We start from the raw sequence: 25,940 nt of genomic DNA on the forward strand, positions 1-25,940 counted from the left end.
GCGCAGAGCTTCACCACCCGGCCCACCCTCCAGGGCACGTTTGGCATGACCGCCTCCACCCACTGGTTGGCAACTGCCTCGGCCCAGGCGGTGCTGGAGCGGGGCGGGAATGCCTTCGACGCTGCCGTCGCCGGGGCATTTGTCCTGCACGTGGTCGAACCGCACCTGAACGGTCCCGGTGGGGACATGACGGGTGTGTTTGTCACCGCCGGCCACCCTGCCGAACCCGCCGTGCTGATGGGGCAGGGCCCTGCTCCGGCCGCGGCAACCCGGGAGCATTACCTGGCCGAAGGGCTGGAACTGGTGCCCGGCGCCGGTGCGCTCGCCGCTGCCGTCCCGGCCGCCGTCGACGCCTGGTTGCTCCTCCTGCGCGACCACGGCACCTGGGAACTGGCGGACGTGCTGTCCTTCGCCATCGGCTACGCCCGCCACGGCCACCCGGTTCTGGACCGCGTCGGCAGCACCATCGCCTCCGTGGCGGGGCTCTTCACCGAGCATTGGCCGACGTCGGCCGCGCTTTGGATGCCGGACGGGAAAGTCCCAGCGGGCGGAGACATCGTGAAGAACCTTGCCTACGCCGGTGTCCTCGAGCGGCTCATCGCAGCCGGAGAGCCGGCAGCGGGGGAGGACGCCGGGTCACGGGAAGCGCGAATCGACGCCGCGCGGGTGGAATGGCGCGAGGGTTTCGTTGCCACGGCAGCCGTCGCGTTCCTCGCCGAGCCGCACCGCCACTCCTCCGGCACGGATCATGCAGGCGTCATCACGGAAGCGGACTTCGCCGGATGCTCGGCAGGCTACGAACCCGCCGCCACCCTGGAATTCCGCGGTTACACAATTGCCAAAACCGGGCCCTGGGGACAGGGGCCGGCGCTGCTCCAGACGCTCGGGATCCTGGACGGGTTCGACGACGAGTACCTGGACCCGTCCACTACCCTCGGCGCGCACACCATCCTGGAGGCGCAGAAGCTGGCCATCGCGGACCGCGAGGCGTACTACGGTGACGCCGCGGTGCCGTTGGCTTACCTGTTGAGTCCGGAGTACGCGGCCGAGCGGCGGCAGTTGATTGGCAAGCAGGCGTCACACGAGTTCCGACCCGGCCGGGTGCCCGGCCACGAGCCCTTCATTCCGCCGCTGCGCACGGAGTACCTCCCGCCGTCGCTCGCTGAACGCGGCGAAAATGCCTTCGCTGGCGTCGGCGAGCCCACTGTTATGCCCACCGGGGAGACGCGCGGGGACACCTGCCACATCGACGTCGTGGACCAGTGGGGAAACATGGTTTCAGCCACCCCATCCGGAGGCTGGCTCCAGTCATCCCCGACCATCTCGGAGCTGGGCTTTTGCCTGGGCACACGGCTCCAGATGACGTGGCTCGAGGACAAAGCCCCGTCCACCCTTACCCCCGGCAAACGCCCGCGCACCACGCTGACGCCCACGCTGGTGCTGAGGGACGGCAAGGCGGTGGCTGCCATCGGATCGCCGGGAGGCGACCAACAGGACCAGTGGCAGCTGCTGTACCTGCTGCGCACGATCGTGGGCGGCTACGAGCCCCAACAGGCCATCGACGCCCCCGCCTTCCACACAACGTCCATCCCCGGATCGTTCTGGCCGCGCACGTGGACGCCGGGCGGTGTTGTTGTTGAAGACCGCCTCGGCGATGAGGTGATCACCGAGCTCGAAGAGCGCGGGCACGTGGTTACCCGGGCAGGGGATTGGGCTTTGGGCCGGCTCTCAGCAGTGGTGCGTGACCCCGAAACGGGAATTTTGAAGGCCGCCGCCAACCCAAGGGGAGCGCAGGGCTACGCCGCGGGACGCTGAGCCCCCCTTACCGCACTACACAACCAGCTTCTCGGACATGTTCCGCCTAAACTCGGGCGGAACATTAGGGTCGACGCTGATGCCAAAGAGTGCCTCCAAAGCGGCTGTGTACTCGTCATGACGGCCCGCAGCAGCCATCTCCCTGGCGCGGACCGCGGGCGTGTGGAGTAGCTGATGCACCAAGCGCCGCATCGCCATTGTGGTTTCCTCAACCGAGGTACTTGATCCACTACGTTTTCTGAGGTGTTCTACTTCGTGGTTGAGAACCGTCTGCAGGTGGTGGCGCAGGGCGACAATGGAGGCGTCGATTGCGCGTACTTTTTCCTGTTGAGAAAAACGGCCCGCTGCTTCCCTGATGAGGGTTAGGGCGAGCTGAAGTTCCGCCGCGTCCGCCTGCGGGGCGGCTTGGCGAACTGACTCAAGGGTTACCAGGTCAATGCCTGTCAGGTCAGCAACGGCAGAATCGAAGTCACGGTTGGGGGCGAGATCCACAACCACAAGCCGGCTGTTATTCCGCCTCGGTGCAATCATCGTGGCATCGATGCGCGTTCCGCTGCCGCTGCAGCCAATAACAATGTCTGCCTGGCCGATGGCTGCATCCAGCTCGGCTGCCGTAAGGGCCTTCACTCCCCGGGCGGCGGCGAATGCCGTTGCCCGGCCTGAGCGGGAAAAGACGGCGACATCTGAACACTGCCCCCTTAGCAGCAGATCCAAGATGCAGGCGGCGTAGGACCCGCTGCCAATCAGGACTACTGAAAGGTCAGAGAGCGCTGCCGGCCTTAGTCGGGAGGCGGCCAGTTCGACGGCCACCGAAGCTACCGACCTTCCTGCACTGCCAAGGCGGGTCCGTGCTCCCACCTCTTTAGCAGTCCGGGAAGCCGCCTGGAATAGGCGGACCAGCCGTCCAGTTGTGGTGCCTGCGGCCTGGGCAGTGGCCAACGCGCGCCGGACTTGGCCAGCAATTTCACGTTCACCCACAACGAGGGAATCCAGACCGCATCCGACAGCAAACAGATGTTCCGCTACCGCAGAACCCTCGTGGTACTCGAATAGTGCTTGCAAGTCGGTCAGCGGAAGGCCGGAACAGCAGCTCACCGCTTCCAGTGCGTCCGAGCGTGCCTTTGCGGCGTTACATTCAGCGGAAATTTCACAGTAAATCTCGAAGCGATTGCACGTGGACAGAACTACACAGCCTGACACGGCTGTACTGGCATCTAGCAGCGTTCGAGCAATAGTTGAGGACGCTGAGTGCAGCGTGGCAGTGGAATCAGGGGGGAAGTACCGGTACCGCGCGGCGAGCACCAACAGGGCCGGAGTGCTCGATGCACCCTGAAAGCTCGGATTCACCGTAGGAAACGTTTCTTCCATTGCTGTTTTCCCCCCGAGAGAAATCCATCTACTGACGCAGTGGGTCGCACCACTGCCTGTGCGACAGCGTCGTTTAGCAACCTTTGGAAATTCTTGAGAGGACGTAGATGTCCTAGTTCGACAGGTGGTGCAAGGGCCCGACACAGGAATGGCCTCAGATGTCAATGGCCCCGGACCCAGCCGAAGCTGGGTCCGGGGCCATTGCCATGGTCCGGCCGGGTTTGGCGCGGAAAGGCTGCCTTAAGCGCGGGCCTTGGCATGGCCCTTGGTGAGGACCAAAGCTAGGGCAACCATGCCGACGCCGAGCAGCAGGTGGAGGATGTTGTCAGCACCGTTCACCGGCACGAAGTTGCCTGCGGTGTCCTGGGGGATCACCAGGCCGTAGACGAAGAGGACGAGGTAGATGATGCCGCCGTAGAGGAGGAAGGAGCGGGCGCCCGACGCGGTCCTGGCCAGCACGATGCCGGCCACGCCGAAGAGCAGGTGGACGATGTTGTGCAGGGCCGAGACCTGGAAGAGGCCCAGCAGCAGTGCCTCGGAGTGGTGGCCGGCGAAGTGCAGTTGGTCGTAGTTGCCCGTGATCCCCGGGACGAAGCCCAGGACGCCAACAAGCAGGAACACTGCACCCACAGCCAGCGATGCCTTCTGCACGTTGGTCCGGGTTGCCGTACCGGTGTTCGTTGGTGTTGCCATGGTGATCTCCTGAATGCGATATGTGTTTATGAGTCAGCTGGTTTGCCTGCCGACCCAAAGGGTTATGCCAGCAATTCGGGCCATATCGCATTTCGGATGGGTTGTTGCCACAACAATTTGAAAAGGGGCGGGCACAGAGAAAGGCGCGTGCTGCCGTCGCACTCTATTTGGGTGCCTCGGCAAGGCCCGCGGCCTGGCTGGCTTCCGCCCGCTCCCAGTGCCGACGGAGCAATTCCGCCAGCCTCTGGGGCTCGATCCGGTGCGGAGGGTCGAAGTGGTGGCGCTTGGGGAACACTTCCAGATGGAAGTCCGGGAAGAAGACCCGAGCCAGCCGGCTGCCAATCTCACCGTAGCCATCCGGGTTGCTGAGGCCGCCCAAGGCAAAGAACACCGGCGGGCGGAAGGCGGCAAGGCGGGCCCTGTCCAGGTCATAGTTCCTGAAATTCCGCAGGAAGGCTTTGATACCCTCGGGCCGTGTTGCCATCCACGACGGCGGAGGCCCCGGCGGTGGCGGCGGAAGGACGACGCCGGGCTTGACTCCCAGGCTCGTGAAGGCGGGCAGGAGCTGCTCCGGGGGGAGCACTTCCAACCGCCCGTACTCCTTCCAGAGTTCCGCGTGCGCGGGGCTCCAGTCCCAGCTTCCAGCCCAGGCGGGCTCAAGCAGCGCCAGGCTGAGCAGCCTGTCAGGGTGCTTCGCGGCTAACGCCAGAGCCACCGCCCCGCCGCCGGAGTAGCCGACAAGGTGGAATGTCTGCCATCCGAGGGCATCTGCCTCGCGCAGTACGCCGTCGATTTCGGTGTCCAGGCTCCAGCCAACCGGAGGTTCGTTGTCCGCGTAGAGTTCCAGATCCTTGGCGACAGCCTGTACATCGGGCCCAAGGGCTTCAATCAGTGCACCGTACGCAGGCTGCGCGGGGAGAATCGCGCCTGGAAGCAGGATGACTCGAGTCCGACCCATAAACCGAACCATACGCCCGCGCCGGCTGTCCTGACAGCCCAGATGATGAGGCACCACAGAGTCTCTGCACGGGCAGTGGTAAGCGGCGCCCGAAATCTCGTGTAGAGTCATTCTTGTTGTTGTGTTTATGCAGTTGGTAGTTCAGGCAGTACGCACGGTCGAAAGTCCGTGTTCTTCTGAAGTAGCGGTTTTGAACACCCCACACCGGAGGACCCGAAAGTCGGGACTTTTCCTCCACCTTCACGAAGGACAAAAATAATGGCTACTGGTACCGTCAAATGGTTTAACGCTGAAAAGGGCTTCGGCTTCATTTCCCCCGATGACTCCTCACAGGACGTTTTCGCACACTACTCTGCGATCGCTTCCTCCGGCTTCCGCTCACTCGAAGAGAACCAGAAGGTCTCCTTCGAAACCGAGCAGGGCCCCAAGGGTCCCCAGGCCGTAAACATCCAGTCCCTCTAATTTTTTAGAGAAACTGGGGCCTTAGGGTTTCAAAGTTTGAAAGCAGGGCCGGTCATTGACCGGCCCTGCTTTTGCTTTAACCCTGCTGTGCCACCAACGCCGAAGCGCGGGAAGAGGGCCATGCTTTCTGACAGGCCCAACCGCCGCCGTGACTAGTGCAGCCCCATCGCGTTCCGCACCTCATCGAGGATATGGTGCATGGCGGCCTCAGCAGCGACGGCATCCCCGCCTGCGACGGCCGCTGCAACATCCTCGTGCGCCTGAAGTGCTTCGTTGCGCGGCTTGAACGGCATAAGCCCCTGCTTGGTGCGGCTGGTCAGCACCTCTGCCACCATTCCTTCGAGCGCAAAGAACATCTCGTTGCCGCAGCTCTGCAGCAGCAGGCAGTGGAACTCGATGTCCGCCGCCAGAAACGCCTCCAGCTCGCCGGCTTCGCCCAGGCGGCGAAGGTCGGCGGCGAGGGAAGTGAGCTTCGCCCGCTCGGCGGCACTCGCCCGGCGTGCGGCGCCCGCCGCGGCGATGGGTTCGACGGCGATGCGCAGCTCCGTGAGGCTGCTGTACTGGATCTCGCGCCGGTCCGAGGCGAGCCGCCAGCGCACCAGCTTCGGATCGAAGACGTTCCAGAACCTGCGCTCCTGCACCACAATGCCCACCCGCCGGCGCGAGTAGACCAGGTTCATCGACTCCAGGACCTTCATGGTGTCCCTGGCCACGGTGCGGGAAATCCCGTACTCCTGCTGAAGCCCCTCCAGCGTGAGGCGGCTTCCGGGCGGCAGGCCGCCGGAAGCGATGGCAATGCCAACCGCCTCCACAACGCGTCCCTGCATCGCGGGGGAGGCCCCGCCGTCGTGCGCGGTATCCGCGTCCTGTCGTGTCGCCGTCGACATCATTCCTGCCTTTCCCAGCGCCTGCGCGCGGTACCAGCATACCGAAAGAAGACACAAAGGTATGACTTGTGACGCCTAAAGATAGTATCTATGGAGGTAAATGGTGATACCTTATCTCCAGCGCACTTCCTGAAGCTGCGCAAACGAGCTTTCTTCACTAAGCCAACGGCGTCTTCTTCGGAGGTAAAACATGCAGTACCCAGCCACGCACCTGGTGGTGATGGGCGTTGCCGGTTCCGGCAAGTCCACCATTGCGGCAGCACTCTCCCAGCAGCTTGGCTGGGCCTGCGCCGAAGCGGACGAATTCCACCCGCAGGCCAACATCCAAAAGATGAGCCAGGGCATCCCGCTGCAGGACGAGGACCGCTGGCCGTGGCTGCAGGAAATCCAAAACTGGATGACCGCAAAGGCTCAGGCCGGCCACAGCACGGTTCTTACGTGCTCAGCCCTCAAGCAGAGCTACCGGCAGCTGCTGGCCCGGGCGGAGGGCCGGGTCCTGTTCCTTCACCTTCACGGCGAGGCGGACCTGATCGGCCAGCGCATGCAGGGCCGTGAAGGCCACTTTATGCCGCCCACGCTCCTTCCCAGCCAGCTGGCCACGCTCGAACCACTGAGTGACGAGGAACTGGCCGCAGGCAGCCTCCGCCTGGACATTTCCAAGTCCCCGGAAGAGCTGGTCAAGACCATCATCGCCGCGCTGCAGCTCCCTCCTGACCACGCATCCTAAGCACTTTTCGCCTCCCTAATCCCCAATAATTTCTGTTTCAAAGGAGAACCATGGTCATCGAAGGATGGACCCAAACGCTGGGAGCAGGCCCCCTGCTGCTCATCGCTGCGGCCGCGATTGCCGCGCTGCTGTTCCTCATCATCAAGCTGCGGATGCACGCGTTGGTCGCCTTGATCGTCATCAGCCTCGCCACTGCTTTTGCAACCGGAATCCCCGCCAACCAAGTGGTGCCGGTGCTGATCAACGGCTTCGGTACAACACTGGGCACTGTGGCCCTCCTCGTCGGCCTGGGTGCGATGCTCGGCCGCATCGTCGAAACCAGCGGCGGCGCCAAGGTCCTGGCCGACTACCTGATCGGCGTCTTCGGCGAAAAACGGGCCCCGTTCGCGCTGGGCCTCGCGTCCCTGATCTTCGGCTTCCCCATCTTCTTCGACGCCGGCCTGGTAGTTATGCTGCCCGTCGTCTTCGCCGTCGCCCACCGGCTGGGCGGGGGAGTGCTCCGCTACGGCCTGCCCGCAGCCGGCGCGTTCTCCGTGATGCACATCTTCCTGCCGCCGCACCCGGGCCCGGTCTCTGCCGCCGCCTTCTTCGAAGCCAATATCGGCCTTGTGATGATTGCCGGCCTCATCGTCGCCATCCCCACCTGGTACGTCACGGCCTACCTCTTCGGCCTCTACACCGGCAAGAAGCTGGTCCTGCCCGTGCCGGAACTGCTGGGCCACGCCAGCGCCGAAGCCGAGTCACACCCCCCGCGTTTCCGCACCATCGTGGGCCTGCTGCTCCTGCCGCTTCTCCTGATCTTCATGAACACCGGCCTGAACACGCTGGCCTCCTCCAACGTCCTGCCCGAGGGTGTCAAGGACGAACAGTGGTACCAGATCCTCCGCACCATCGGTGAAACCCCCGTTGCCCTGCTGATCGCCGTCCTGGTGGCCGTGTTCGTCCTGGGCAAGCGCCGGGGAACAGACGCCGGCGCCATCGAAAAACTGCTCGAGTCCTCCCTGGGCCCGGTCTGCTCCGTCATCCTCATCACAGGTGCAGGCGGCATGTTCGGCGGCGTCCTGCGCACCTCCGGCATCGGCGCCGCACTGGCCGATGTCCTGGGCGACCTGGGCATCCCGCTGATCCTGGCCGGCTTCCTGATCTCCGCCATCCTGCGTATCGCCCAGGGCTCTGCCACGGTGGCCTTGACCACCACCGCCGGCCTCATCGCCCCGGCTGTTGCGCTGGCCGGCCTGAACGGGATGCAGGTTGCCGCGCTGGTGATCGCTGTGGCCGCCGGCTCCGTGGTGGTCTCCCACGTCAACGACTCCGGCTTCTGGCTGGTGGGCCGCTTCTTCGGCATGGACGTCAAGACGACATTGAAGACCTGGACCGTGATGGAAACCCTCATCGGTGTGATGGGCTTCGCCATCGCCGCCGTGATCTTCCTGCTCGCCGGCCTGGCGGGCTAGTTTCCCCCAACTAAGTAGCGCCAAGTGTCCATCAAAACGACACTTGGCGCTACTTACTTTTAAGGTGCCGGCCGACCTACGCCTGCAGCCCCGGTGTGCCGTCCTGGATTCGGAACGAGGCGAGGGTCCTGACGGGGGAGCCCGGCGTCGTGACCTGGTCCAGCACGCGGAAGTCGGCTGTCATCGCGTCGTTGGTGATCTTCGTGTTCACGTAGCCGCGCGAATCGTTGTAGAACTTCAGGTGCGGGTTCCACGCCATGGTCGGATCCGTAGTGGAGCCGGTGCCGTTGCCGGTGGAGGTGATCGACGTGCACACGAGTTCCGAGCCGACCACCGGTGAGGCAGGGTCCCTGTAGTCCACCTTGAGGTCGTTGGCCCAGTTGCGGTGCACGTCGCCGGTGAGGACGACGGCGTTGCGCACGTTCGCGTCCACCCAGCCCTGGGTGATGCGGCGGCGGGAGGAGGCGTAGCCGTCCCAGCCGTCCATGGAGACGTCGTCCACCTCGAGGGCCTGCGCCCGGTCACGCTCGGCGAAGAACACCTGCTGGCCCAGGATGTCCCAGCGCTGGGTGGAGTTCTTGAACCCGTCCAGCAGCCACTTTTCCTGCTCGGCGCCGGTGATGGTGCGGTCCTCGGCCAGGCGCTCGGCCACGTTCTTCCGCCAGCCGTCACCGGCGAGCTGGTCGTCGCGGTACTGCCTGGTATCCATCATGTGGAAGTTGGCCAGCTGGCCCCACTGGATGGTGCGGTAGATCTTCATGTCGAACCCGGCCGGCACAGAAGACGCGCGCAGTGGCATGTTCTCGTAGTAGGCCTGGAACGCGGCGGCACGGCGCTGACGGAAACGCTCGGTGGTGTCGTTGAGCTGGTTGGCGTCCCGGTTCTCGGGAACCTCGTCCGCCCAGTTGTTGTCCACCTCGTGGTCATCCCACACCACCAGCCATGGCGCGATGGCGTGCGCAGCCTGGAGGTCGGCGTCGGACTTGTACTGGGCGTGCCGCTGCCGGTAGCCCTGCAGCGTAGTGGTCTCTGGGCCCTGGTGGTCGCGCGGGTTGCCGCCGCCGATCACGTAGCTGTCCTTTTTGTACTCGTAAAGGTAGTCGCCGAGGTGCAGCACCAGGTCCGGGTGGTCCTGGGCCAGGCGGGTGTAGGCGGTGAAGTAGCCGTGCTCGTACTGCGAGCAGCTCGCGAAGGCCATGGCCAGCGCGGCAGGTGTCTCGTGCCGTGCGGGGGCGGTGAGCGTGCGGCCCACCTGGCTGATGTGGCGGCCGCTGCGGAACCGGTAGAAGTACTCGCGGCCCGGCTTCAGGCCCTTGAGCTCCACGTGCACGGAGTGTGCGGTTTCGATTCGGGCATGTTCGACGCCGCGGGCTACTACGGTGCGCATGTTGGCGTCTTCGGCGACCTCCCAGGCCACCGGGACCTTGCGTGCGGGCATCCCGCCCAGGCCGTCCTCGGCCAGGGGATTCAGCGCGAGGCGGGTCCAGATAACGAAGCCGTCCGGCCACGGCTCGCCGGAGGCGACGCCTAGAAGGAAGGGGTCGGTGCGGAGGCCGGCGTCGTCCGCAATGGAGGTGGCGACGGCGGCACCCGGGAGGGCGGCGACGAGACCGGCCCCGAGGCCGGCGGAAATCAGGGATCTGCGTGAGATGTTGTCCATGCGTTCGACCGTAGGGAGGCCGGTTGGACAGGTCCTGAGGAGACTATGAATGGCTGGTTAACTGCGTGACAAGAACAGTCGCAGGCTACTTCTTTACTGCCCGGGATTTAGCGGGCTTCGGCTCTTTCGGCGGAAGCTTCGCTACGTAGTCAAAGGCCTTACGGATCCAGGCTTTCGCCCGCGCATCGTCGCCGTCGCCCTCCTCGTTCCACATTTCCGGGAGGCCGGTGTAGCCGGCCATCGCGCGCTCGGGAGGCCCGAAGGGGACCGTCCGTTCCGCGGTTTCAAGTTCCTCCCGGTCCTCGGGGGAGAGTTTGATCCCGATGGTGGACCCGAACAGTCCGGCAAACATGTTGCCGTTCACGAACGCCCCCAGGTTGCCGAACATCGGCTTGACCGTGACATCCGGTTGATTTGGAACCAGTGATCGGAAGCGTTCTTTGTCCTCGTCCGACGCTTTTGGCATCTCCATGGTGGTTCCTCCCGGGGCTTGTGGCTGGTGTGTGCAGGATATGCCGTCGCGGGGCTGGCGGTACAGAGGGGGGTACCCAGGCAGGTGCGGCAGGGAACACCCGGGGTGCCGCCATCGTTGTGCCAGAGGCAGTGCGCTCCACCCGAGCCCTAAACCCTTCCCCGACCAAAGGACATCCCTTGACTCCTCGCACCATCGTGATTACCGGCGCCAGCGACGGCATTGGCGCAGCAGCCGCGCGGACGCTGGCGAAGGCAGGGGAGCAGGTGGTGGTCGTCGGCCGTTCCGAAGAGAAGACCCGGACCATCGCCAAGGAGCTCAACGCCGACTACTTTGTCAGCGACTTCTCCGAGCTCGAGCAGGTCCGCGCGCTCGCCGCGCAGCTGAAGTCCGACTACCCGCGGATCGACGTCCTGGCCAACAACGCCGGCGGCATCATGGGCAAGCACGCGCTCACCGTGGACGGCAACGAGTCCACGTTCCAGATCAACCACCTGGCGCCATTCCTGCTCACCACGCTGCTGATGGACACCCTCACCGCCAGCAACGCCAAGGTGGTCAACACGTCCAGCGCCGCCAATGGCTTCGGCAAACTGGACCTGTCCGACCTCACCGCCGAGCGCAGCTACTCCACCAACCGCGCCTACGGCACCGGCAAGCTGGCCAACATCCTCTTCACCGCCGAACTGGACCGCCGCTACGCGGATCAGGGTATTACGACGGCGGCGTTCCACCCGGGCGTGGTCCGCACCAACTTCGCGGCAGAGTCCACCAGCCCGTTCCGCCATGCCTACAAAACCGTGCTCAACCGCTTTATGCTCACCCCGGACCAGGGCGCCGACACCTTGCTCTGGCTCGTCAACGGCACGCCGGGCAAGGACTGGTTCTCCGGAGCCTTCTACACCAAGCGCGCCATGGCCAAGGCCAACCCCCAGGCGTACGACGCCGAGTTGGCGCGCGGGCTGTGGGAGAAGAGCGCAGAGCTGGTTAAGGCGATTTCGTAGGCATCGGGCAGCGCACGCGCTCGACGTCGGCGGCAACTTCCGGGTGCCCGGTAGCGTTGAGCCCGGCCACCACTCCGTCGATGTCTGCCTGGGGCCGGTTCTGGCTCAGCTTGGCCTTCGCCTCGATCCTGGTAATCACCACTTCGACGCCCACGATGGCCCGCAGCTGGCCGGCGATGTAGCGCTCGGGGGCATCGTCCACGCGCCACGGGTGGCCAAACCCGGCTTCGTGCTTGCCGGTGAGCTGCCGTACCTGGTGGGAAAGCCAGGCCGGATCATCATGGACGACCAGCCGCCCGTACACGTGCGCGGCGGTGTAGTTCCACGTGGGCACAACCCGGCCGTGCTCGGTTTTCGACTCGTACCAGGACGGTGAAACGTACGCGTCTGCGCCCTGGACAATGGCCAGCGCTTCCCCGACGGCGGGTTCAGACCACTGCGGGTTGTTCCGCGCCAGGTGTCCCAGCAACGCGCCGTGGTCACCGGCGCCGGGATCGTAGACAAAGGGCAGGAGCGTGGCCAGCAGGCCTTGCGATGTCATAGTGACCAGGTTTGCCGCGCCCGGGCGGGTGAGCAGGTCGCGGAGAGCTGCGGGGCTGGCGGCGAAGTGGGCCGGAACGTACATGGTGTTAGTCCTTCACTGGCTGGAGGTCTTGGTCGGGATGGGGCGCGGACTGCGGAGCATCCGGTGCTGGGGGCGCAGCGGCAGGTTTGAGCCGGACCCGGACGGCGGCGCCCGCGCAGAGGATGACCGCCAGGCCGCCGACGATGGTGGACCACGCCAGGGTCTCGCCCAGCAGGAGCGCCGCCCAACAGAGGGTCAGCACCGGCTGGATGAGCTGGATCTGGCTGACCGAGGCGATGGGTCCGATGGCGAGGCCGCGGTACCAGGCGAAGAATCCCAGGAACATGCTCACCACACCGAGGTACGCGAATGCGGCCCACTGCGCGGGGCCGGCGGACGGCGGTTGCTGGGCGACGGAGACCGCCGTCAGGGCGAGCATCAGCGGGGATGCAAGGATCAGCGCCCAGGAAACGGTCTGCCACGCGCCGAGCTCGCGGGCCAGCAGGCCACCTTCGGCATAGCCCACCGCGGCTGCTCCTACGGCGCCGAGCAGCAGCAGGTCCGCCCAGTGCAACTGCCCGAACCCTTCGGGCTGCATCGAGGCAAAGACAAGGGCGGCGAGGGCGCCGACGGTAGTGATCAGCCAGAAGGCCAGCGGGGGCCGCTCCCGCCCGCGGAGCACCGCTGCCGTTGCGGTAGCAGCCGGCAGCAAGGCGATAACCACTGCGCCGTGACTGGCGGGAGTGGCGGTCAGGGCAAAGGACGTCAGTAGCGGAAAGCCAATCACGACGCCGGCGGCCACTACGGCGAGGCGTGCCCATTGCGTCCCGCGGGGGAGCCGCTGCCGGGTGAGTGCCAGGGCGAAGGCCGCCAGCACCGCAGCCACTACCGCGCGGCCGGAGCCGATGAACAGCGGCGACAGGCTCGCCACCGCCACCTTCGTGAACGGAACGGTAAACGAGAAGGCCGCGACGCCGACCAGGCCCAGCCATACTCCGGACGCTTGCGGCTGCGGTACCACTGTGCGCCGAGAAGGAGTAGCGCTACTATTATCTCTCATGAACAACGATAGCAGTTCAAAGATTGTGGCGCACCTGAAAACATGGGTGGCTGCGGCCGCGCCCGGTGCGAAGCTGCCATCCACCCGTTCCCTCGTGGCTGAGTACCAGGCCAGTCCGGTGACGGTGCAGAAGGCCCTGCAGGCACTCACTTCGCAGGGCCTGATCGAGAGCAGGCCCGGCGTCGGGACGTTTGTACTCGCTGCCAGGACCGCGAAGCCCTCCGATTACGGCTGGCAGACGGCAGCCCTGCGCTCACCGCTGGCGGCGCTGCCACCGGCGTCGTCCACCATGCGCGACGTACCGCTAGATGCCATTTCCTTCCACTCCGGCTACCCGGCCCGTGAGCTGTTGCCCGAACGGCTGGCGCGGGCCGCCCTTACCCGCGCCGCCCGCGGGGAAGCCGCGCTGTCCCGCCCGCCCGCGGCCGGCCTCCCGGAACTGCAGTCGTGGTTCGCACATGAGCTCGGTGCGTCCACGCCGGCCGGGACCACACCGCCGAACCCAAGCGACGTCGTCGTACTCCCCGGCAGCCAGAGCGGCCTGAGCTCCATCTTCAGCGCGCTGGTGGGCAGGGGGCAGCCGCTGCTGCTGGAGTCGCCGACGTACTGGGGCGCGATTCTCGCGGCGGCGCAGGCGGGCGTGCACGTGGTTCCGGTGCCCAGCGGCCCCGACGGGCCGGACCCGGCGGAACTCACGCGGGCGTTTGAGGAGTCCGGAGCGCGGGTCTTTTATGCACAGCCCAATTACGCGAACCCCACGGGGGCGCAGTGGTCGGCGGAGCGGCGTGACCAGGTCCTCGATGTGGTGCGTGCGCAGGGCGCGTTTCTGGTGGAGGACGACTGGGCACACGACTTCGGCATCTCCTCCGACCCCGTCCCTGTCGCTTCCCGCGACGACTCGGGCCACGTGGTGTACCTGCGCTCGCTGACCAAGAGCGTGTCGCCTTCGATCCGCGTGGCGGCGCTGATTGCCCGTGGCCCGGCGCGGGAGCGCATCCTCGCGGACCGGGCAGCCGAGTCGATGTACGTCAGCGGCCTGCTGCAGGCAGCCGCGCTCGACGTCGTCACTCAGCCTGGGTGGCAGACGCACCTTCGCAGCCTCCGCCACCAGCTCGAATCGCGCCGCGACCTGTTGGTCACCAGCCTGCGCGAGCACGCACCGGCCGCCCACCTGGTGCAGGTGCCCAAGGGCGGGCTGAACGTGTGGGTGCGGCTGCCGGACGGAACGGACCTCGCGCGGCTCACCCGGGAGTGTGAAACCGCCGGGGTGATTATTGCGGGCGGCAACGAGTGGTTCCCGGCCGAACCGGCGGGTCCCTTCATCCGGCTCAACTACTCGGGGACGAACCCGGGCGCCTTCCCCGAGGGCGCCCGGATCATCGGGGAGGTGCTGAAACGGAACGCGTCCGGCTGAGCGCTACCCGCCCAGCCGCGCGTAGGTGCTGATCACATTGCCTTTGCTTGTCCGGTACTGGTCCTCCAGGACGAGCCGGGTGGTGGGGTCGCCGTCCTCGAAGAGGCGGCGGCCAGTGCCGGCCACCACGGGGTGGGTCATCAGCGTGAGGGAATCAAGCAGCCCGGCGAACAGCAGCTGCCGGGTTACCGAGATGCTGCCGCACACGGCGATCTCGCCGCCGCCGCGCTCCTTCAGCTTGCCCACGAACTCTTCCAGCGGCGCATCCATCAGCTGCGAATTCTGCCATTCCAGCGGATCCTTCAGCGACCGGGAAACAACGAACTTCTCCACCGGGTTGATGAAGCCGGCGAAGTCCTCGTCCACCGAGGCGTTTGGCCAGTAAGCAGCCCACTCCTGGTAGCTCACGCGGCCCAGCACCACCGTGTCAACCGTTTCCATCATCCTGGTCAGGCCCACACCAAGCTCGTCATCGAAGCTGTCGAACTGGAACTTGTAGGGATCTGAGACGACGCCGTCGACGGAGTGGAACAGGCCGGCAGTGACTTTACGCATAAGGACCTCCAGGCTGGGTGCGAACACCATGAATGAGCCGGCTCAAGGGCCGGACAGCACCACGGTATTAGGTGTGTCACCGGCAGGGAAGGGGCAGTTGAGTTGACCAGCGGGACCGCTGAACGTTAGGTTCGTCACCAGCCCCTGCGTGTTGCCGGAATTCTCGCCCAGGCAGCGCCATACTTGTCTTGAGCGGCTGTTGCCGTGCCCCGGCCAGGCAGGAGGAAGTACATGGAAACCCTAAAAAAGATCGTGTCCAACCAGTATTTTCCGGCCGCCGCGGTGCTCACCGCAGTGGTCCTTTTCTGGGCCGTGGGCCTCCTGGGCGGACTGTCCCTCCTGCACAACAACCAGCCCCCGCTGACCACCCTCACCTGGATGCTGTTCGTCTACGGAGCCGCGGTCCTCACCCCGCTGGCCGGCGCCTGGGCCGCCGTCGACCTGGTCCGGCGCTGGCAGCGCAACCGCGCCGCCCAAGCAGCCGATGCCTTTGAGGAAGCCCAGGACACGGAAGCAGCTTATGTTGAGCCTGCACCCGAACCAGAACAGGCCGCCGCCGCCCCCGTCAGCACGCCGTCCCCGGCACAGCAGGCCGCACCCGCCGCGCCGGCGAAGAACGTGAAGCAGGCAGGACGCAAGCAGGCCGCGTAGCTCCGGTACGGGGACTTGGGCAGAAACCCTACCGCCCCTTCAGCGAGTTGAGGGCTACCTCTGCGTGGTGCAGGGCGAACTCCAGCCGCTCGCCGGGCTCCGGCAGCGAGAACAGATACCCCTGCAGCGAATCGCACTCCAGTGCGGTCAGGTAGTCAGCCTGCGCGGCCGTCTCCACACCTTCGGCGGTCACCGTCAGCCCCAGGCTGTGGGCCATATTGATCATTGAGCTGAGGATGGGCAGCCGCTCGGCGCCGGTGCGGACCATCGAAACGAACGTCTTGTCGATCTTCACCGTGTCCACCGGCAGATCCTGCAGCCGGCCCAGCGAGGAATAGCCGGTGCCGAAGTCATCCAAGGCAACCCGGGCTCCCGCGTCCCGCAGCGTGCTGAGCTGTTTGATCAGGCTGCAGTCGGCGTCAAAAAATACACTTTCGGTCACCTCCAGCACCAACTGGTATGGGGCCACGCCGCTGGCTTCGGCGAGGCGGAGAACCATATCCGCGAAATCCGGTTCCAGCAGCTGGACGCCGGAGACGTTCACGGACAGGGACCGGGACGGGTCCTCACTGAGCCACGGCGCCAGCTGCACCATGCCAAGGGCCATCACCTCAGCGCCGATCTCACCGATCAGGCCAGTGCGTTCAGCCAGCGGGATAAATACCGACGGCGGGACGCGCTCGCCGTCCCTGTCCCACCTCGCCAGCGCCTCGAACTTAACAACCTGGCCCATGCGGTGCGAGACAATCGGCTGGAAGTCCACCGTGATCTCGCCCCGCGATACGGCCAGTTGCAGCCCGCTTTCCATGTCCGTGCGCTGAACCAGGGCCGCCATCATTTCCGGGTGGAACCTCAGGAAGCGGTTCTTCCCGGCGGCCTTGGCGGCGTACATGGCGATGTCCGCCTGCCGCAGCAGCTCGGAGGCCCCCACATTCTCCTGGCCGAGGGACGCGAGCCCCAGGCTGAGGCTTGGCCGGAGCACGGTGCCGCTGATGGTCACGGGCACATGCAGGCAGCGGACAATGCAGGCGGCAATCGCATCGGCGTCCGGGCAGGCAGTCAGCAGCACCACGAATTCATCACCGCCGAGCCTGGCCACCACATCCGCGGTGGATACGCAGCCCCGCAGCCGGCGTGCCACCTCGATCAGCAGCTCGTCGCCGGCCTGGTGCCCAAGGACGTCATTGACTTCCTTGAAATCGTCCAAGTCCAGAAGGAGGACGTCCACCGCTTTCAGCCGCGGCTCTGTGACTGCTTCCGCCAGTCCGTCGTTAAAGACGGCCCTGTTGGCCAACCCGGTCAGCGGATCCTGGAAGGCCATGGTGCGCAACTTCTCCGCTTGCGCGGCGAGGTCGAGCATCGCCTGGTGCGCCTGCTCCTGCGCTTTGCGCCGGGGAGTCACATCCCGGAAACTCCACACCCGGCCAACGATCTTCTCGCCCACCCGTTGGGGGCGCGAATACCGCTCGAACGTACGGCCGTCCTTAAAGTCCAGCACGTCGTGACTTTCCGCCGCCGGGTTGTCCTCCAACTCGCCGATCCTGCCCATAAACGCAACGGGATCAACCAACTGTGCGACGACGAGCCGCATGACGGGTTCCTCGGTGTCGCCTTCCATAAGCTCCGGCGGGATATTCCACATAGTCACGAACTGATCGTTGTACCCGGCCACGTGCCCCTCGGTGCTCATCACCAGAATTCCGTCGGCCGTGGATTCCAAGGTGGCCGTCAGCAGGGACATCGCTTCGCGCAGGTCGTCGTCCGCCGCCTTCCGGTGTGAGGTGCCGCGGACGGACAGCAGCAGGGCCGATTGGGTGCCGCCCGGGTTTTCGGGGCCAGAGTCCGGGACCAGTGATGCGGCCACCTCCGCCGAGAACTCGGTTCCGTTGCCGTGCACCCCGTAAACCTCCTGCGGCTGCGGGTGTCTTCCGGGCTGTGCCAGGAGCAGCCGGAAGAGCCGGTCCACCTCGTCGCGGAAGCCCTCCGCAAGCAGCGTGCGATGGTTCCGGCCCGTCAGTTCCTCCCGGCTGGCCCCGAAAAGCCTCTCGGCGGCGGCATTGGCCATGATGATGGTGCCGTCCGCTGCCAGTGCGAGGAGTGCATCGGGGCTGGCGTCCAGCACTGCGCCAAATGCCCACGCCGTAGAACTTTTGCTGTCGCTTTGCGGTTTAGCCATGTCACACCCCCTCGCACAGCATAAAGTGCCGATGCAGGAAATTGATGGCTACAGCGGAAGCAGTTTCACCGCAGCGGTGGAAACGCCGGAGACCTGCCGGTGGGAGGGCAAGCGAAGGCGCCGTTCTCCGCATGCGGAGAACGGCGCCTGGCCCTTAGGAAATTTGTGTGGCGGCTACGCGCGGCCGTGGCTGCGGTTGGTGACGGCGCCGTAAACAAGCAGTACGATAATCGCCCCCAGAATTGCCAGGAGCCAGGTGCGGATATCGAAGAATTCAGCCAGCCCGCCACCGAAAATCAGCGAGCCGATCCAGCCGCCCAAAATGGCGCCCACAACGCCGAGGACCATGGTGATTACCCAGCCTCCGCCCTGACGGCCCGGCAGGATGGCCTTCGCAATAGCTCCGGCGATCAGGCCCAAAATGAGAAATCCTAGAATGCCCATGCTGTCACTCCTTAATTAGTTAAGTTGTGCCGGGCCCCCATTTCCGGTTCCATAATTCAAGCAGTGTGCTTACTACACTTCAAGACCCTGAATATCACGGGATGACTGTCAGTTTGGCCAGCGGGAATACGCGCTATGGCAGGGCCGCGGAGGCAGCGGCGAAACCCGGGAATCCGTCGAAGTTAACGCCCCTTCGATAGAGTTGAATGTCCCTGTCACCTACCTAGGAGCCCCGGCATGTCCAGCCAGCAGACCGACCGGCCACGCGCCATCTTCCTCGATATTGACGGCACCTACGCAGACCACGGAGTGGTTCCGGACGCCCACGTCGAGGCCGTTCGCGCGGTGCGGCGCCAGGGCCACCTGGTCTTTGTCTGCACCGGCCGGCCGCTCTCCATGGTTCCCGAACACATTCTGGGAGCAGGGTTTGACGGCGTGATTACCGGTGCGGGTGCCCGGGTGGAGCTGGACGGGGAGGTACTGAAGGACACGCGGTTCAGCCAGGACCTGGCGGCACGCATTGTGGACACGCTGGACGCCCACGACGTTGCGTACATCCTTGAGGCGCCGGAAGCGCTGCACGGAAGAACCGGTGTGGACGAGCGCCTGCGGCGGGTGCTCACGCCCGTGTTCGCCGGCAGGTCTGGGCACGACGGCGTTCTCAGCACTGATGTCGATCCGGTAGAGGACATCCTGGGTCCGGTGCAGTACAGCGACGACCTGCGGCACGCGTCCTTCGCGAAGATCTCGTGCTTTGACTCCCCGGTTCCGCTGACCCGGCTGATGGCCGGGCTCGGCCCGGACGTGGGGCTCATCCCAAGTTCGCTGTCCGCGCTGGGCGACACCGCGGGGGAGATCTTCATGGCCGGAACCCACAAAGCGGTGGGCATCCAGGTGGTGGAGAAGCGCCTGGGCCTGAAGCGGGAAGACATCGTGGCCATTGGCGACAGCGCAAATGACATCGAGATGCTCGAGTACGCGGGCATCGGCATTGCGGTGGAGGACGGCCACCCCAAGGTGCTGGCGGTGGCCGACAGGTTCACGCCCGGCCCGGCCGGCAACGGCGTGGCGCTCGCCTTTGCCGGGCTCGGCCTCCTGAACTAACGCTGGGGGACGGAGCTCTCCAAAGCCTGCACCTCGCAGCTTCCTGTTCCAAGGCCGCGCACAACCCAGCCCGCCGCCTGCCAGGCCACGGCGTCCAGCGCGTTCCGCGCGTCCAGCACCACCCGCCGTCGTACCAGCCCGCCTGTAGCGGCCGGGGAGAGGCCGCGGTACTCGTCCCATTCGGTGAGGAGCAACACCAGTTCGGCGCCTTCGAGCGCCCGCTCGGTGGAAGCCTCGAACCGGAGGCGCGGGTAGCGCCGCCAGGCGTGGTTCACCGCCTTGGGATCGGTGACGGTGACGTGCGCGCCTGCAGCGGCGAGCCGGTCGGCAACGTCAAGGGCGGGAGAGTCCCGGATGTCGTCCGTGTCCGGCTTGAACGACGCGCCCAGCACTGTCAGCGAGCGCCCGGCCAGGCTGCCGCCGCAGAGCTCCGCGGCAAGGCTGACGGTGCGCTCGCGCTGGCCCAGGTTCACGGAATCCACCAGCCGCATCCAGTCATCGACTGCGGCGACGCCGAGGGCTGAGGCCTGGGACCGAAAGCTGCGGATGTCCTTGGGCAGGCAGCCGCCGCCGAACCCGAGCCCGGCATGCAGGTACCGCCCGCCAATCCGCGGGTCCATGCCCATTGCCTCGCTCAGTTCCGCCACGTCCGCGCCTGACGCGTCGCAGAGTTCCGCCATGGCGTTGATGAAGCTGACTTTGGTGGCCAGGTAGGCGTTCGCCGCTGACTTGATGAGTTCTGCGGTGGCGAAGTTGCAGACCAGCCGCGGAATCCCGGCCGCGAGCAGCGGCTCGTAGACGGCGTCCAAAGCGGCCGTCACGCCGAGGGCCGCTTCGGTCCGGAGGTTGAACGCAGCGGCACGTCCGCCGTCCACGCCGTAGACCAGCCGGTCCGGCACCAGGGAATCCTTCACTGCGGTGCCCTGCCGGAGGAACTCGGGGTTCCAGCCCAGCAGCACGTCCGGCCGTGCGGCCAGCACGCCGCGGAGCATGTCCACGGTGCCCACCGGCACCGTGGATTTTCCGACGACGACGGCGCCTGCCGCCAGGTGCGGCAGCAGCGCCTCCGCGGCGGAGACCAGGTAGGTGAGGTCGGCCGCGTCGGACGTTTTGTGCTGCGGCGTGCCCACGCACAGGAAGTGCACCTGCGCGCCCTTGGCGGCAGCCGGCGTCGTGGCGAAAGTGAGCCTGCCGGTGGCCAGCCCGTCCTGCAGCAGTTCGTCCAGCCCGGGTTCGTGGAAGGGTGCCGCGCCGCGTGCCAGCTGCTCCACCTTGCCGGGGTCGACGTCGATGCCCACCACTGTGTGGCCCATGGAGGCCAGGGTGGCGGCGTGCACAGCGCCAAGGTAGCCGCAGCCGATCACGGAGACTTTCATGATCCCCACCCGCGCCCTAACCTCGCAGGCTCGGCCAGGGAACCCGGCGGGCGTGGGCCCAGCGCCGTCACCTGTTCGTAGTGGCGGAGCAGCTGTGCGCAGAGGGCCGACCACGTTTTGTCCTGCACCGACGCATGAGCCGTTGCGGCGAACGCGCGGCGCTTGGCGTCGTCGCCCATCAGATCCAGGACGTGGGAGCGCATTCCGGACAGATCCCCGGGTTCGTAGAGCCATCCCGTCCGGGAGTTCTCCACCAGGTCCAGTGGCCCGCCGCGGCCCGTGGCCACCACCGGCACACCCGACGCCATGGCCTCCTGGATGGTCTGGCAGAACGTTTCGAACTCGCCGGGATGGACGAACAGGTCAAAGGACGCCACCGCGCGTGCCAGTTCCTCGCCGCCCAGGAACCCGGTGAACACTGCGTCCGGCAAGGCTTCCTCGAGTACCGCCCGCTGGGGTCCGTCGCCCACAATCACCAGCCTGGTGTTGGGAATTCCGGCCAGGGCGGCCAGGTCCTCCACCTGCTTCTCCACGGCCAGCCTGCCTACGTAGCCGATAATCCGCTCACCGCCGGGGGCCACTGAAGTCCGCCACCCGTCGTCGCGCTTTTCCGGCGAAAACCTTGCCGTATCCACACCTCTTCGCCACATCTCCACCCTCGGGATGCCGCGGCCGCGCAACTGGTTCAGCGCGAACGTGGAAGGCACCAGGGTGCGGGTGGCGAGCAGGTGGATGTTCTCCACGCGGTTCCAGGCCCAGTTCTCCAGGAACGGCACGCCGTACCGTGCCGCGTAGCTCGGAACTTCGGTCTGGTAAATGGCCACGGTGGGGATGCCCAGTTGGTGGGCCGCCTGTGCGGCCCGCCAGCCGAGGACGAACGGCGAGGCCAGGTGGACGACGTCCGGTGCGTAGTCGGCAAGGATTCGCTTGACCCGGTACACACCGCCCATCGCCACCCGGACGTTTGTGTAACCGGCCAGCGGAACAGCAGGCAGCCGGTGGATCTCGGCGCCCCTGACACGGTCCGGAGCTTCCCCGTCCAGCGTGGAGGGCGCGATGACCAGGACCTCGTCGCCCCGGTCCTCCAGGTGCTCCAGCACACGCAGGATGGAATGCGTTACGCCATTCATCAGTGGCAGGAATGATTCAGCAACAATTGCGATCCTCACCCCTCCACGGTGGGCGCCCGGTGTTGCCGCGCGGGGGACCGGATGTGACGGCGGGGGAAAGGTTTGGGAAACAACAGCACTGCGGCCGGCACTCTTGGAACACGGATCAATCACGAATGCTGCGGCAGCGGTGAATTCTATTGACCCTGCTATTTGGACGGCTTTATGATTCAGAGCACGTGGATGTTGTGAAACGATTCATTAGCGAAGCATAAACCTCAGAGACGCGGTTCATTTATGCAGCAAGATCGCAGTAATCCTCCCGAGCCCGGACAAGGGATCCAGCAGGGCGGGCCGGTGCTCTCGCTGACCGGGGCTGCCAAGACCTTCGGTCCCGTAGTGGCCCTGGCGGACGGTACGGTGGAAATCCGGGCCGGGGAAATCCACGCGCTCGTGGGGGAGAACGGCGCCGGGAAGTCCACCCTCGTGAAGATCCTCGCGGGGCTTTACCATCCGGACTCGGGGGACTTCAGGCTCAGCGGTGAGCCCGTCCACTTCCGGAGCGTGGCGGAGAGCAAGGCCGCCGGAATCTCCGTCATCTACCAGGAGCCCACGCTGTTCCCGGACCTCACGGTGGCAGAAAACATTTTCATCGGCCGGCAACCGAAAGGCCGGTCCCGCCTGATCAGCCGTCCCGAGATGAGGCGGCAGGCCACTGAACTGTTCGAGCGGCTGGGCGTGCCCATTGATCCATCCCGCGTTGCGGAGGGGCTTTCCATTGCGGACCAGCAGATCATCGAGATCGCCAAGGCCATCTCGCTCGACGCCAAGGTACTGGTCATGGACGAACCCACCGCCGCGCTCAGCGGGGTGGAAGTGGACAGGCTCTTTGCCGTGGCCCGAGCGTTGCGGGACAAGGGGACTGGAATCCTGTTTATCTCACACCGTTTTGATGAGGTTTTTGATCTCTGCGACCGGATCACCGTGATGCGGGACGGCCGCTACATCGCAACACACCTGACGGCCGAAGTCACTGTGGAAAAGATCGTCCGCGAAATGGTGGGCCGGGACATCGGAACGCTGTTCCCCAAGGCCGAGGCGGAGATCAGCCACACGGTCCTGGAAGTTGACGGGCTCAGCAGGTCGGGGGTTTTCCGGGACATCAGCTTTGAGGTCCGTGCCGGTGAAATCGTTGCCCTCGCGGGCCTGGTGGGCGCCGGCAGGACCGAGGTGGCCCGCGCAGTATTTGGCATCGACCCCTATGACTCGGGGCAGATCCGGGTGGAGGGAAAGCCGCTGAAGGCGCGGAACCCCCAGGCCGCCATCGCCGCCGGCCTCGGCTTTGTCCCGGAGGACCGGCGCAAGCAGGGCCTGGTGATGAACCTGTCGGTGGCACGGAACGTGACGCTCACTTTACGGAACAAGTTTGTGACGGCCGGGCTGATCAACGGCGGCAAGGAACGTGCTGCCGCGAAGGAGTGGAGCAAGCGCCTGCAGGTCAAGGCAGGCTCCCAGGAGCACGCCGTCTCCACGCTCTCCGGCGGCAACCAGCAAAAGGTGGTGCTGGCCAAGTGGCTGGCAACAGACCCGAAGCTGCTCATCATCGACGAACCGACGCGCGGCATCGACGTGGGCACCAAGAGCGAGGTGCACCGCCTCATCTCCGACCTGGCCGGCCGCGGCATCGCCATCCTGATGATTTCCTCCGAGCTTCCGGAGGTCCTGGGGATGGCAGACCGTGTCCTCGTGATGCGCGAGGGCCGGATCACCGCCCAGCTGGACAGGGCGGACGCGGACCCCGAATCGGTGATGCACGCGGCAACCTCCCCGACAGGAGTTACGGAATGAGTTCCACCGTCAAGCACGAGGAAAAACCCACGACGGCGGGCCGCACCGGCGGCGGCAGCGGCGGGTTCGGCTCGTTGCTGCGGCTGCGTGAACTCCCCGTCCTGATCGCGCTGGCGCTGCTGGTGCTGATCACATTCCTCAACAATCCGCTGTTCCTCTCCCCGCAGGGAATCAAAGACCTGCTCCTCAACGCCACCATCATCGTTATCCTGGCGGCCGGGCAGACCCTGCTCATCATCACGCGGAACATCGACTTGTCGGTCGGCTCCATGCTGGGCCTGGTGGCTTTCGGCACAGGATCGATTTTCGCCGCAATGCCTGACCTTCCCATCCTGGCGGTCCTGCTCCTCGGGATGGCTTTCGGCGCCGTGCTTGGGATGGTCAACGGCTTCCTGGTCACGGTGGCCAAGGTGCCGGCCCTGGTCATCACCCTGGGCACCCTGTATGTATTCCGCGGCTTCAACAACGCCTGGGCCGGCGGCAAGCAGTACTTTGCCGGGGACCGGCCGGAGGCCTTTGGAGCCCTGTCCGTGGACACCGTGCTGGGCTTCCCGATCATCACCCTGCTGGCCATAGCTGTGGTGGCGGCAGTTGCGGTGTACATGGCGGGCACCCGTCCCGGCCGGGACCTGTACGCCATCGGCTCGGACCCGGAAGCGGCGAAGGTCCTCGGCATCAAAGTGTCCAAGCGGGTGTTCCTGGCCTTCCTGGCCAACGGAGCGCTCGCCGGCCTGGCCGGGGTGCTCTACGCCAGCCGCTTCAACTCGGTCGGCGCCACCACCGGGACCGGGATGGAGCTCGATGTGGTGGCCGCCGCGGTGGTGGGCGGGGTTGCGATTTTCGGGGGCAGCGGGACGGTTGCCGGCGCGGCCCTCGGAGCCCTGCTGCTGACCACCATCACCAGTTCCCTGACAGCCCTCCGGGTGGACAAGTTCTGGCAGCAGGCCATCGTGGGCATCCTGATCCTCACGGCCATCGTTATTGACCGCCTGGCCAGCCTACGAACAGCCAGGAAACTGCGGATGAGCGAGGCGCGGAATGTCTGAGACCACCACTCCCAGCAGCACCCCCGCAGCCGTGCCAGTTGCCGACAGCACCAAGCCGCTGGCTACCGAGCCGAAGGGCCGGACGGGGGCTGCGCGGATCCTGGCCGGCCGTGACGCCATCACTATCTATGCACTCCTGGCCTTCCTGATCTACGCCGCAATCGCCATTCCGCGCTTTGCCTCGCCCGTGACCACGGGCTTCCTGCTGCTGGATGTCATCCCGGTCCTGCTGATCGCGATGCCCATGACGCTCATCATTGTCACCGGAGAAATCGACCTTTCAGTGGCGAGCATCGCGGGGCTGACCAGCGCCCTGATGGGTGTACTCTGGGCGGCCGGCCTGGATATCTGGCTCGTACTTGTTCTCTGCCTAGTGGCGGGAATAGCGGCCGGCATGTTCAACGGCTTCCTGATCGCTGTCCTCGGCCTGCCCTCGCTGGCCGTCACCATCGGCACGCTCGCGCTTTTCCGCGGCCTTGCGCTGGTGGTCATCGGGGACAATGCGGTAGCCAACTTCCCCCGCCCCCTGACAGCCTTCTTCACCTCCAAGCTCGGAGCCACCGGCATCCCCACGGTGATGATCGGCGTCGTACTCATCATGGTGTTCTTCGGCATCCTGCTCCATTTCACGCCGTTCGGACGCGGGCTGTACGCGATGGGCTACAGCAAGGAGGCGGCCAACTTCGTGGGCATCAACGTGGCGCGCAGCAAGTTCTGGCTGTATGTTGCCTCCGGCGCGGTCTCAGCCCTGGCCGGGATCTACTGGACGCTGCGTTACACCAGTGCCCGGAGCGACAACGCCTCAGGGCTGGAACTGGCCGTCATCGCTGCCGTGCTCCTCGGCGGTGTCTCCATCTTTGGCGGCAAGGGCACCATTCCCGGCGTGGTTGCCGGTGTCCTGCTGATCGGCAGCCTGAACTATGCCCTGCGCCTGGGGCGGGTGTCCGACGTCGTCCTCATCACCGTGACCGGCCTGCTGCTCATCTTCTCCGTCGTGGCACCAAGCATTGGCGCCGCCATCCGGGAATGGCAGCACAACCGGCGGGTCCGGCAGAGCTTCAGCCGGAACACGCCCTAAACCGAGCGCGCCGC

At 65.8% G+C, this 25,940-nt stretch carries 24 protein-coding genes; 11 read left to right on the forward strand and 13 right to left on the reverse strand.

The features are described 5' to 3' along the window. Positions 1-45: 45 nt before the first annotated feature. A complete protein-coding gene (locus tag CXQ88_RS20130) occupies positions 46-1,815 on the forward strand; it encodes a gamma-glutamyltransferase family protein (RefSeq protein WP_104045940.1) in 1,770 nt (589 codons plus the stop codon). A gap of 15 nt (positions 1,816-1,830) precedes the next feature. On the opposite strand, the gene CXQ88_RS20135 is transcribed toward CXQ88_RS20130, so the two are convergent. The 3 genes from CXQ88_RS20135 to CXQ88_RS20145 form a co-directional block, all read right to left on the reverse strand. Further along, positions 1,831-3,183: a glutamyl-tRNA reductase gene (locus CXQ88_RS20135; RefSeq protein WP_104045898.1), complete on the reverse strand. Its 1,353-nt coding sequence runs from the start codon at positions 3,181-3,183 to the stop codon at positions 1,831-1,833. A 240-nt stretch (positions 3,184-3,423) separates the two neighbouring features. Further along, positions 3,424-3,876, reverse strand: coding sequence for a DUF4383 domain-containing protein (locus tag CXQ88_RS20140; protein ID WP_104045900.1), 453 nt, complete (start codon positions 3,874-3,876; stop codon positions 3,424-3,426). Between the two features lie 163 nt (positions 3,877-4,039). After that, positions 4,040-4,834, reverse strand: a complete 795-nt coding sequence (locus tag CXQ88_RS20145) for an alpha/beta fold hydrolase (protein WP_104045901.1) — start codon at positions 4,832-4,834, stop codon at positions 4,040-4,042. A 258-nt stretch (positions 4,835-5,092) separates the two neighbouring features. Here CXQ88_RS20145 and CXQ88_RS20150 point away from each other — a divergent pair, with 258 nt between their 5' ends. After that, on the forward strand, positions 5,093-5,296 hold the full coding sequence (locus tag CXQ88_RS20150; protein ID WP_066274236.1) for a cold-shock protein: 204 nt from the start codon (positions 5,093-5,095) through the stop codon (positions 5,294-5,296). Between the two features lie 152 nt (positions 5,297-5,448). Here the strand turns inward: CXQ88_RS20150 and CXQ88_RS20155 are convergent, their stop codons facing one another. Next, on the reverse strand, positions 5,449-6,183 hold the full coding sequence (locus CXQ88_RS20155; RefSeq protein ID WP_104045902.1) for a FadR/GntR family transcriptional regulator: 735 nt from the start codon (positions 6,181-6,183) through the stop codon (positions 5,449-5,451). Positions 6,184-6,373: 190 nt separating this feature from the next. Here CXQ88_RS20155 and CXQ88_RS20160 point away from each other — a divergent pair, with 190 nt between their 5' ends. Then, complete coding sequence (locus CXQ88_RS20160) at positions 6,374-6,910, forward strand: gluconokinase (protein WP_104045903.1); 537 nt, start codon at positions 6,374-6,376, stop codon at positions 6,908-6,910. Positions 6,911-6,960: 50 nt separating this feature from the next. After that, positions 6,961-8,364, forward strand: a complete 1,404-nt coding sequence (locus CXQ88_RS20165; protein WP_104045904.1) for a GntP family permease — start codon at positions 6,961-6,963, stop codon at positions 8,362-8,364. Between the two features lie 76 nt (positions 8,365-8,440). Here the strand turns inward: CXQ88_RS20165 and CXQ88_RS20170 are convergent, their stop codons facing one another. Then, positions 8,441-10,024, reverse strand: a complete 1,584-nt coding sequence (locus CXQ88_RS20170; protein WP_104045905.1) for an alkaline phosphatase D family protein — start codon at positions 10,022-10,024, stop codon at positions 8,441-8,443. Positions 10,025-10,109: 85 nt separating this feature from the next. After that, positions 10,110-10,496 carry a TfoX/Sxy family protein gene (locus tag CXQ88_RS20175; RefSeq protein ID WP_104045906.1) on the reverse strand — a complete coding sequence of 129 codons (387 nt, stop codon included), beginning with the start codon at positions 10,494-10,496 and terminating at the stop codon, positions 10,110-10,112. 179 nt (positions 10,497-10,675) lie between these two features. On the opposite strand from CXQ88_RS20175, the gene CXQ88_RS20180 reads away from it, so the two are divergent. Beyond that, positions 10,676-11,500 carry an SDR family NAD(P)-dependent oxidoreductase gene (locus tag CXQ88_RS20180; protein ID WP_104045907.1) on the forward strand — a complete coding sequence of 275 codons (825 nt, stop codon included), beginning with the start codon at positions 10,676-10,678 and terminating at the stop codon, positions 11,498-11,500. Here the strand turns inward: CXQ88_RS20180 and CXQ88_RS20185 are convergent. Both CXQ88_RS20185 and CXQ88_RS20190 read right to left on the reverse strand, forming a co-directional pair. Continuing rightward, the gene (locus tag CXQ88_RS20185) at positions 11,484-12,125 is read right to left on the reverse strand and encodes an FMN-binding negative transcriptional regulator (RefSeq protein ID WP_104045909.1); all 642 of its coding nucleotides are present in this window, start codon (positions 12,123-12,125) and stop codon (positions 11,484-11,486) included. The two genes, CXQ88_RS20180 and CXQ88_RS20185, sit on opposite strands and share 17 nt — an antisense overlap. Before the next feature lie 4 nt (positions 12,126-12,129). After that, positions 12,130-13,125, reverse strand: a complete 996-nt coding sequence (locus CXQ88_RS20190; RefSeq protein WP_104045910.1) for a DMT family transporter — start codon at positions 13,123-13,125, stop codon at positions 12,130-12,132. On the opposite strand from CXQ88_RS20190, the gene CXQ88_RS20195 reads away from it, so the two are divergent. Beyond that, entirely contained in the window at positions 13,124-14,539 is a 1,416-nt protein-coding gene (locus CXQ88_RS20195; protein ID WP_104045911.1) for an aminotransferase-like domain-containing protein, read from the forward strand. The genes CXQ88_RS20190 and CXQ88_RS20195 overlap by 2 nt on opposite strands. 3 nt (positions 14,540-14,542) lie before the next feature. Here CXQ88_RS20195 and CXQ88_RS20200 read toward each other — a convergent pair whose 3' ends face one another. Further along, positions 14,543-15,094 (reverse strand): dihydrofolate reductase family protein, encoded by a 552-nt coding sequence (locus CXQ88_RS20200; RefSeq protein WP_104045941.1) that lies wholly within the window; start codon positions 15,092-15,094, stop codon positions 14,543-14,545. A 231-nt stretch (positions 15,095-15,325) separates the two neighbouring features. Here CXQ88_RS20200 and CXQ88_RS20205 point away from each other — a divergent pair, with 231 nt between their 5' ends. Beyond that, the gene (locus tag CXQ88_RS20205; protein WP_104045912.1) at positions 15,326-15,745 is read left to right on the forward strand and encodes a hypothetical protein; all 420 of its coding nucleotides are present in this window, start codon (positions 15,326-15,328) and stop codon (positions 15,743-15,745) included. Positions 15,746-15,773: 28 nt separating this feature from the next. On the opposite strand, the gene CXQ88_RS20210 is transcribed toward CXQ88_RS20205, so the two are convergent. Further along, positions 15,774-17,921 (reverse strand): putative bifunctional diguanylate cyclase/phosphodiesterase, encoded by a 2,148-nt coding sequence (locus CXQ88_RS20210; protein ID WP_104045914.1) that lies wholly within the window; start codon positions 17,919-17,921, stop codon positions 15,774-15,776. Positions 17,922-18,095: 174 nt separating this feature from the next. Further along, positions 18,096-18,365, reverse strand: a complete 270-nt coding sequence (locus CXQ88_RS20215; RefSeq protein WP_104045915.1) for a GlsB/YeaQ/YmgE family stress response membrane protein — start codon at positions 18,363-18,365, stop codon at positions 18,096-18,098. Between the two features lie 237 nt (positions 18,366-18,602). Between CXQ88_RS20215 and CXQ88_RS20220 the strand changes: the two genes are divergently transcribed. Beyond that, positions 18,603-19,469, forward strand: a complete 867-nt coding sequence (locus CXQ88_RS20220) for an HAD hydrolase family protein (protein WP_104045917.1) — start codon at positions 18,603-18,605, stop codon at positions 19,467-19,469. Here CXQ88_RS20220 and CXQ88_RS20225 read toward each other — a convergent pair. Together CXQ88_RS20225 and CXQ88_RS20230 are read right to left on the reverse strand one after the other, a co-directional pair. Beyond that, complete coding sequence (locus CXQ88_RS20225; RefSeq protein ID WP_104045942.1) at positions 19,466-20,845, reverse strand: UDP-glucose dehydrogenase family protein; 1,380 nt, start codon at positions 20,843-20,845, stop codon at positions 19,466-19,468. The two genes, CXQ88_RS20220 and CXQ88_RS20225, sit on opposite strands and share 4 nt — an antisense overlap. Continuing rightward, positions 20,842-22,014, reverse strand: coding sequence for a glycosyltransferase family 4 protein (locus CXQ88_RS20230; protein ID WP_219816364.1), 1,173 nt, complete (start codon positions 22,012-22,014; stop codon positions 20,842-20,844). Before CXQ88_RS20230 ends, CXQ88_RS20225 begins: the two co-directional genes overlap by 4 nt. 237 nt (positions 22,015-22,251) lie before the next feature. Between CXQ88_RS20230 and CXQ88_RS20235 the strand changes: the two genes are divergently transcribed. From CXQ88_RS20235 to CXQ88_RS20245, 3 genes are read left to right on the forward strand one after another with little or no spacing between them, the layout of a single operon-like run. Further along, the gene (locus CXQ88_RS20235; RefSeq protein WP_104045918.1) at positions 22,252-23,802 is read left to right on the forward strand and encodes a sugar ABC transporter ATP-binding protein; all 1,551 of its coding nucleotides are present in this window, start codon (positions 22,252-22,254) and stop codon (positions 23,800-23,802) included. Beyond that, positions 23,799-24,848: an ABC transporter permease gene (locus CXQ88_RS20240; protein ID WP_104045919.1), complete on the forward strand. Its 1,050-nt coding sequence runs from the start codon at positions 23,799-23,801 to the stop codon at positions 24,846-24,848. Before CXQ88_RS20235 ends, CXQ88_RS20240 begins: the two co-directional genes overlap by 4 nt. Next, complete coding sequence (locus tag CXQ88_RS20245; RefSeq protein ID WP_104045921.1) at positions 24,841-25,926, forward strand: ABC transporter permease; 1,086 nt, start codon at positions 24,841-24,843, stop codon at positions 25,924-25,926. The genes CXQ88_RS20240 and CXQ88_RS20245 overlap by 8 nt, the downstream gene beginning before the upstream one ends. Positions 25,927-25,940: the final 14 nt, after the last annotated feature.

Source organism: Arthrobacter sp. ZGTC412 (genome assembly GCF_002929215.1).
In the GTDB taxonomy this organism is placed as follows: Bacteria; Actinomycetota; Actinomycetes; order Actinomycetales; family Micrococcaceae; genus Arthrobacter.

What these genes read in the sequence shown, in the direction of transcription:
- CXQ88_RS20130 (WP_104045940.1), top strand. Translation starts at nt 46, where the DNA reads ATGACCGCCTCCACCCACTGGTTGGCAACTGCCTCGGCCCAGGCGGTG.
- CXQ88_RS20135 (WP_104045898.1), bottom strand. Translation starts at nt 3,183, where the DNA reads ATGGAAGAAACGTTTCCTACGGTGAATCCGAGCTTTCAGGGTGCATCG.
- CXQ88_RS20140 (WP_104045900.1), bottom strand. Translation starts at nt 3,876, where the DNA reads ATGGCAACACCAACGAACACCGGTACGGCAACCCGGACCAACGTGCAG.
- CXQ88_RS20145 (WP_104045901.1), bottom strand. Translation starts at nt 4,834, where the DNA reads ATGGGTCGGACTCGAGTCATCCTGCTTCCAGGCGCGATTCTCCCCGCG.
- CXQ88_RS20150 (WP_066274236.1), top strand. Translation starts at nt 5,093, where the DNA reads ATGGCTACTGGTACCGTCAAATGGTTTAACGCTGAAAAGGGCTTCGGC.
- CXQ88_RS20155 (WP_104045902.1), bottom strand. Translation starts at nt 6,183, where the DNA reads ATGTCGACGGCGACACGACAGGACGCGGATACCGCGCACGACGGCGGG.
- CXQ88_RS20160 (WP_104045903.1), top strand. Translation starts at nt 6,374, where the DNA reads ATGCAGTACCCAGCCACGCACCTGGTGGTGATGGGCGTTGCCGGTTCC.
- CXQ88_RS20165 (WP_104045904.1), top strand. Translation starts at nt 6,961, where the DNA reads ATGGTCATCGAAGGATGGACCCAAACGCTGGGAGCAGGCCCCCTGCTG.
- CXQ88_RS20170 (WP_104045905.1), bottom strand. Translation starts at nt 10,024, where the DNA reads ATGGACAACATCTCACGCAGATCCCTGATTTCCGCCGGCCTCGGGGCC.
- CXQ88_RS20175 (WP_104045906.1), bottom strand. Translation starts at nt 10,496, where the DNA reads ATGGAGATGCCAAAAGCGTCGGACGAGGACAAAGAACGCTTCCGATCA.
- CXQ88_RS20185 (WP_104045909.1), bottom strand. Translation starts at nt 12,125, where the DNA reads ATGTACGTTCCGGCCCACTTCGCCGCCAGCCCCGCAGCTCTCCGCGAC.
- CXQ88_RS20195 (WP_104045911.1), top strand. Translation starts at nt 13,124, where the DNA reads ATGAACAACGATAGCAGTTCAAAGATTGTGGCGCACCTGAAAACATGG.
- CXQ88_RS20190 (WP_104045910.1), bottom strand. Translation starts at nt 13,125, where the DNA reads ATGAGAGATAATAGTAGCGCTACTCCTTCTCGGCGCACAGTGGTACCG.
- CXQ88_RS20200 (WP_104045941.1), bottom strand. Translation starts at nt 15,094, where the DNA reads ATGCGTAAAGTCACTGCCGGCCTGTTCCACTCCGTCGACGGCGTCGTC.
- CXQ88_RS20205 (WP_104045912.1), top strand. Translation starts at nt 15,326, where the DNA reads ATGGAAACCCTAAAAAAGATCGTGTCCAACCAGTATTTTCCGGCCGCC.
- CXQ88_RS20210 (WP_104045914.1), bottom strand. Translation starts at nt 17,921, where the DNA reads ATGGCTAAACCGCAAAGCGACAGCAAAAGTTCTACGGCGTGGGCATTT.
- CXQ88_RS20215 (WP_104045915.1), bottom strand. Translation starts at nt 18,365, where the DNA reads ATGGGCATTCTAGGATTTCTCATTTTGGGCCTGATCGCCGGAGCTATT.
- CXQ88_RS20220 (WP_104045917.1), top strand. Translation starts at nt 18,603, where the DNA reads ATGTCCAGCCAGCAGACCGACCGGCCACGCGCCATCTTCCTCGATATT.
- CXQ88_RS20225 (WP_104045942.1), bottom strand. Translation starts at nt 20,845, where the DNA reads ATGAAAGTCTCCGTGATCGGCTGCGGCTACCTTGGCGCTGTGCACGCC.
- CXQ88_RS20235 (WP_104045918.1), top strand. Translation starts at nt 22,252, where the DNA reads ATGCAGCAAGATCGCAGTAATCCTCCCGAGCCCGGACAAGGGATCCAG.
- CXQ88_RS20240 (WP_104045919.1), top strand. Translation starts at nt 23,799, where the DNA reads ATGAGTTCCACCGTCAAGCACGAGGAAAAACCCACGACGGCGGGCCGC.
- CXQ88_RS20245 (WP_104045921.1), top strand. Translation starts at nt 24,841, where the DNA reads ATGTCTGAGACCACCACTCCCAGCAGCACCCCCGCAGCCGTGCCAGTT.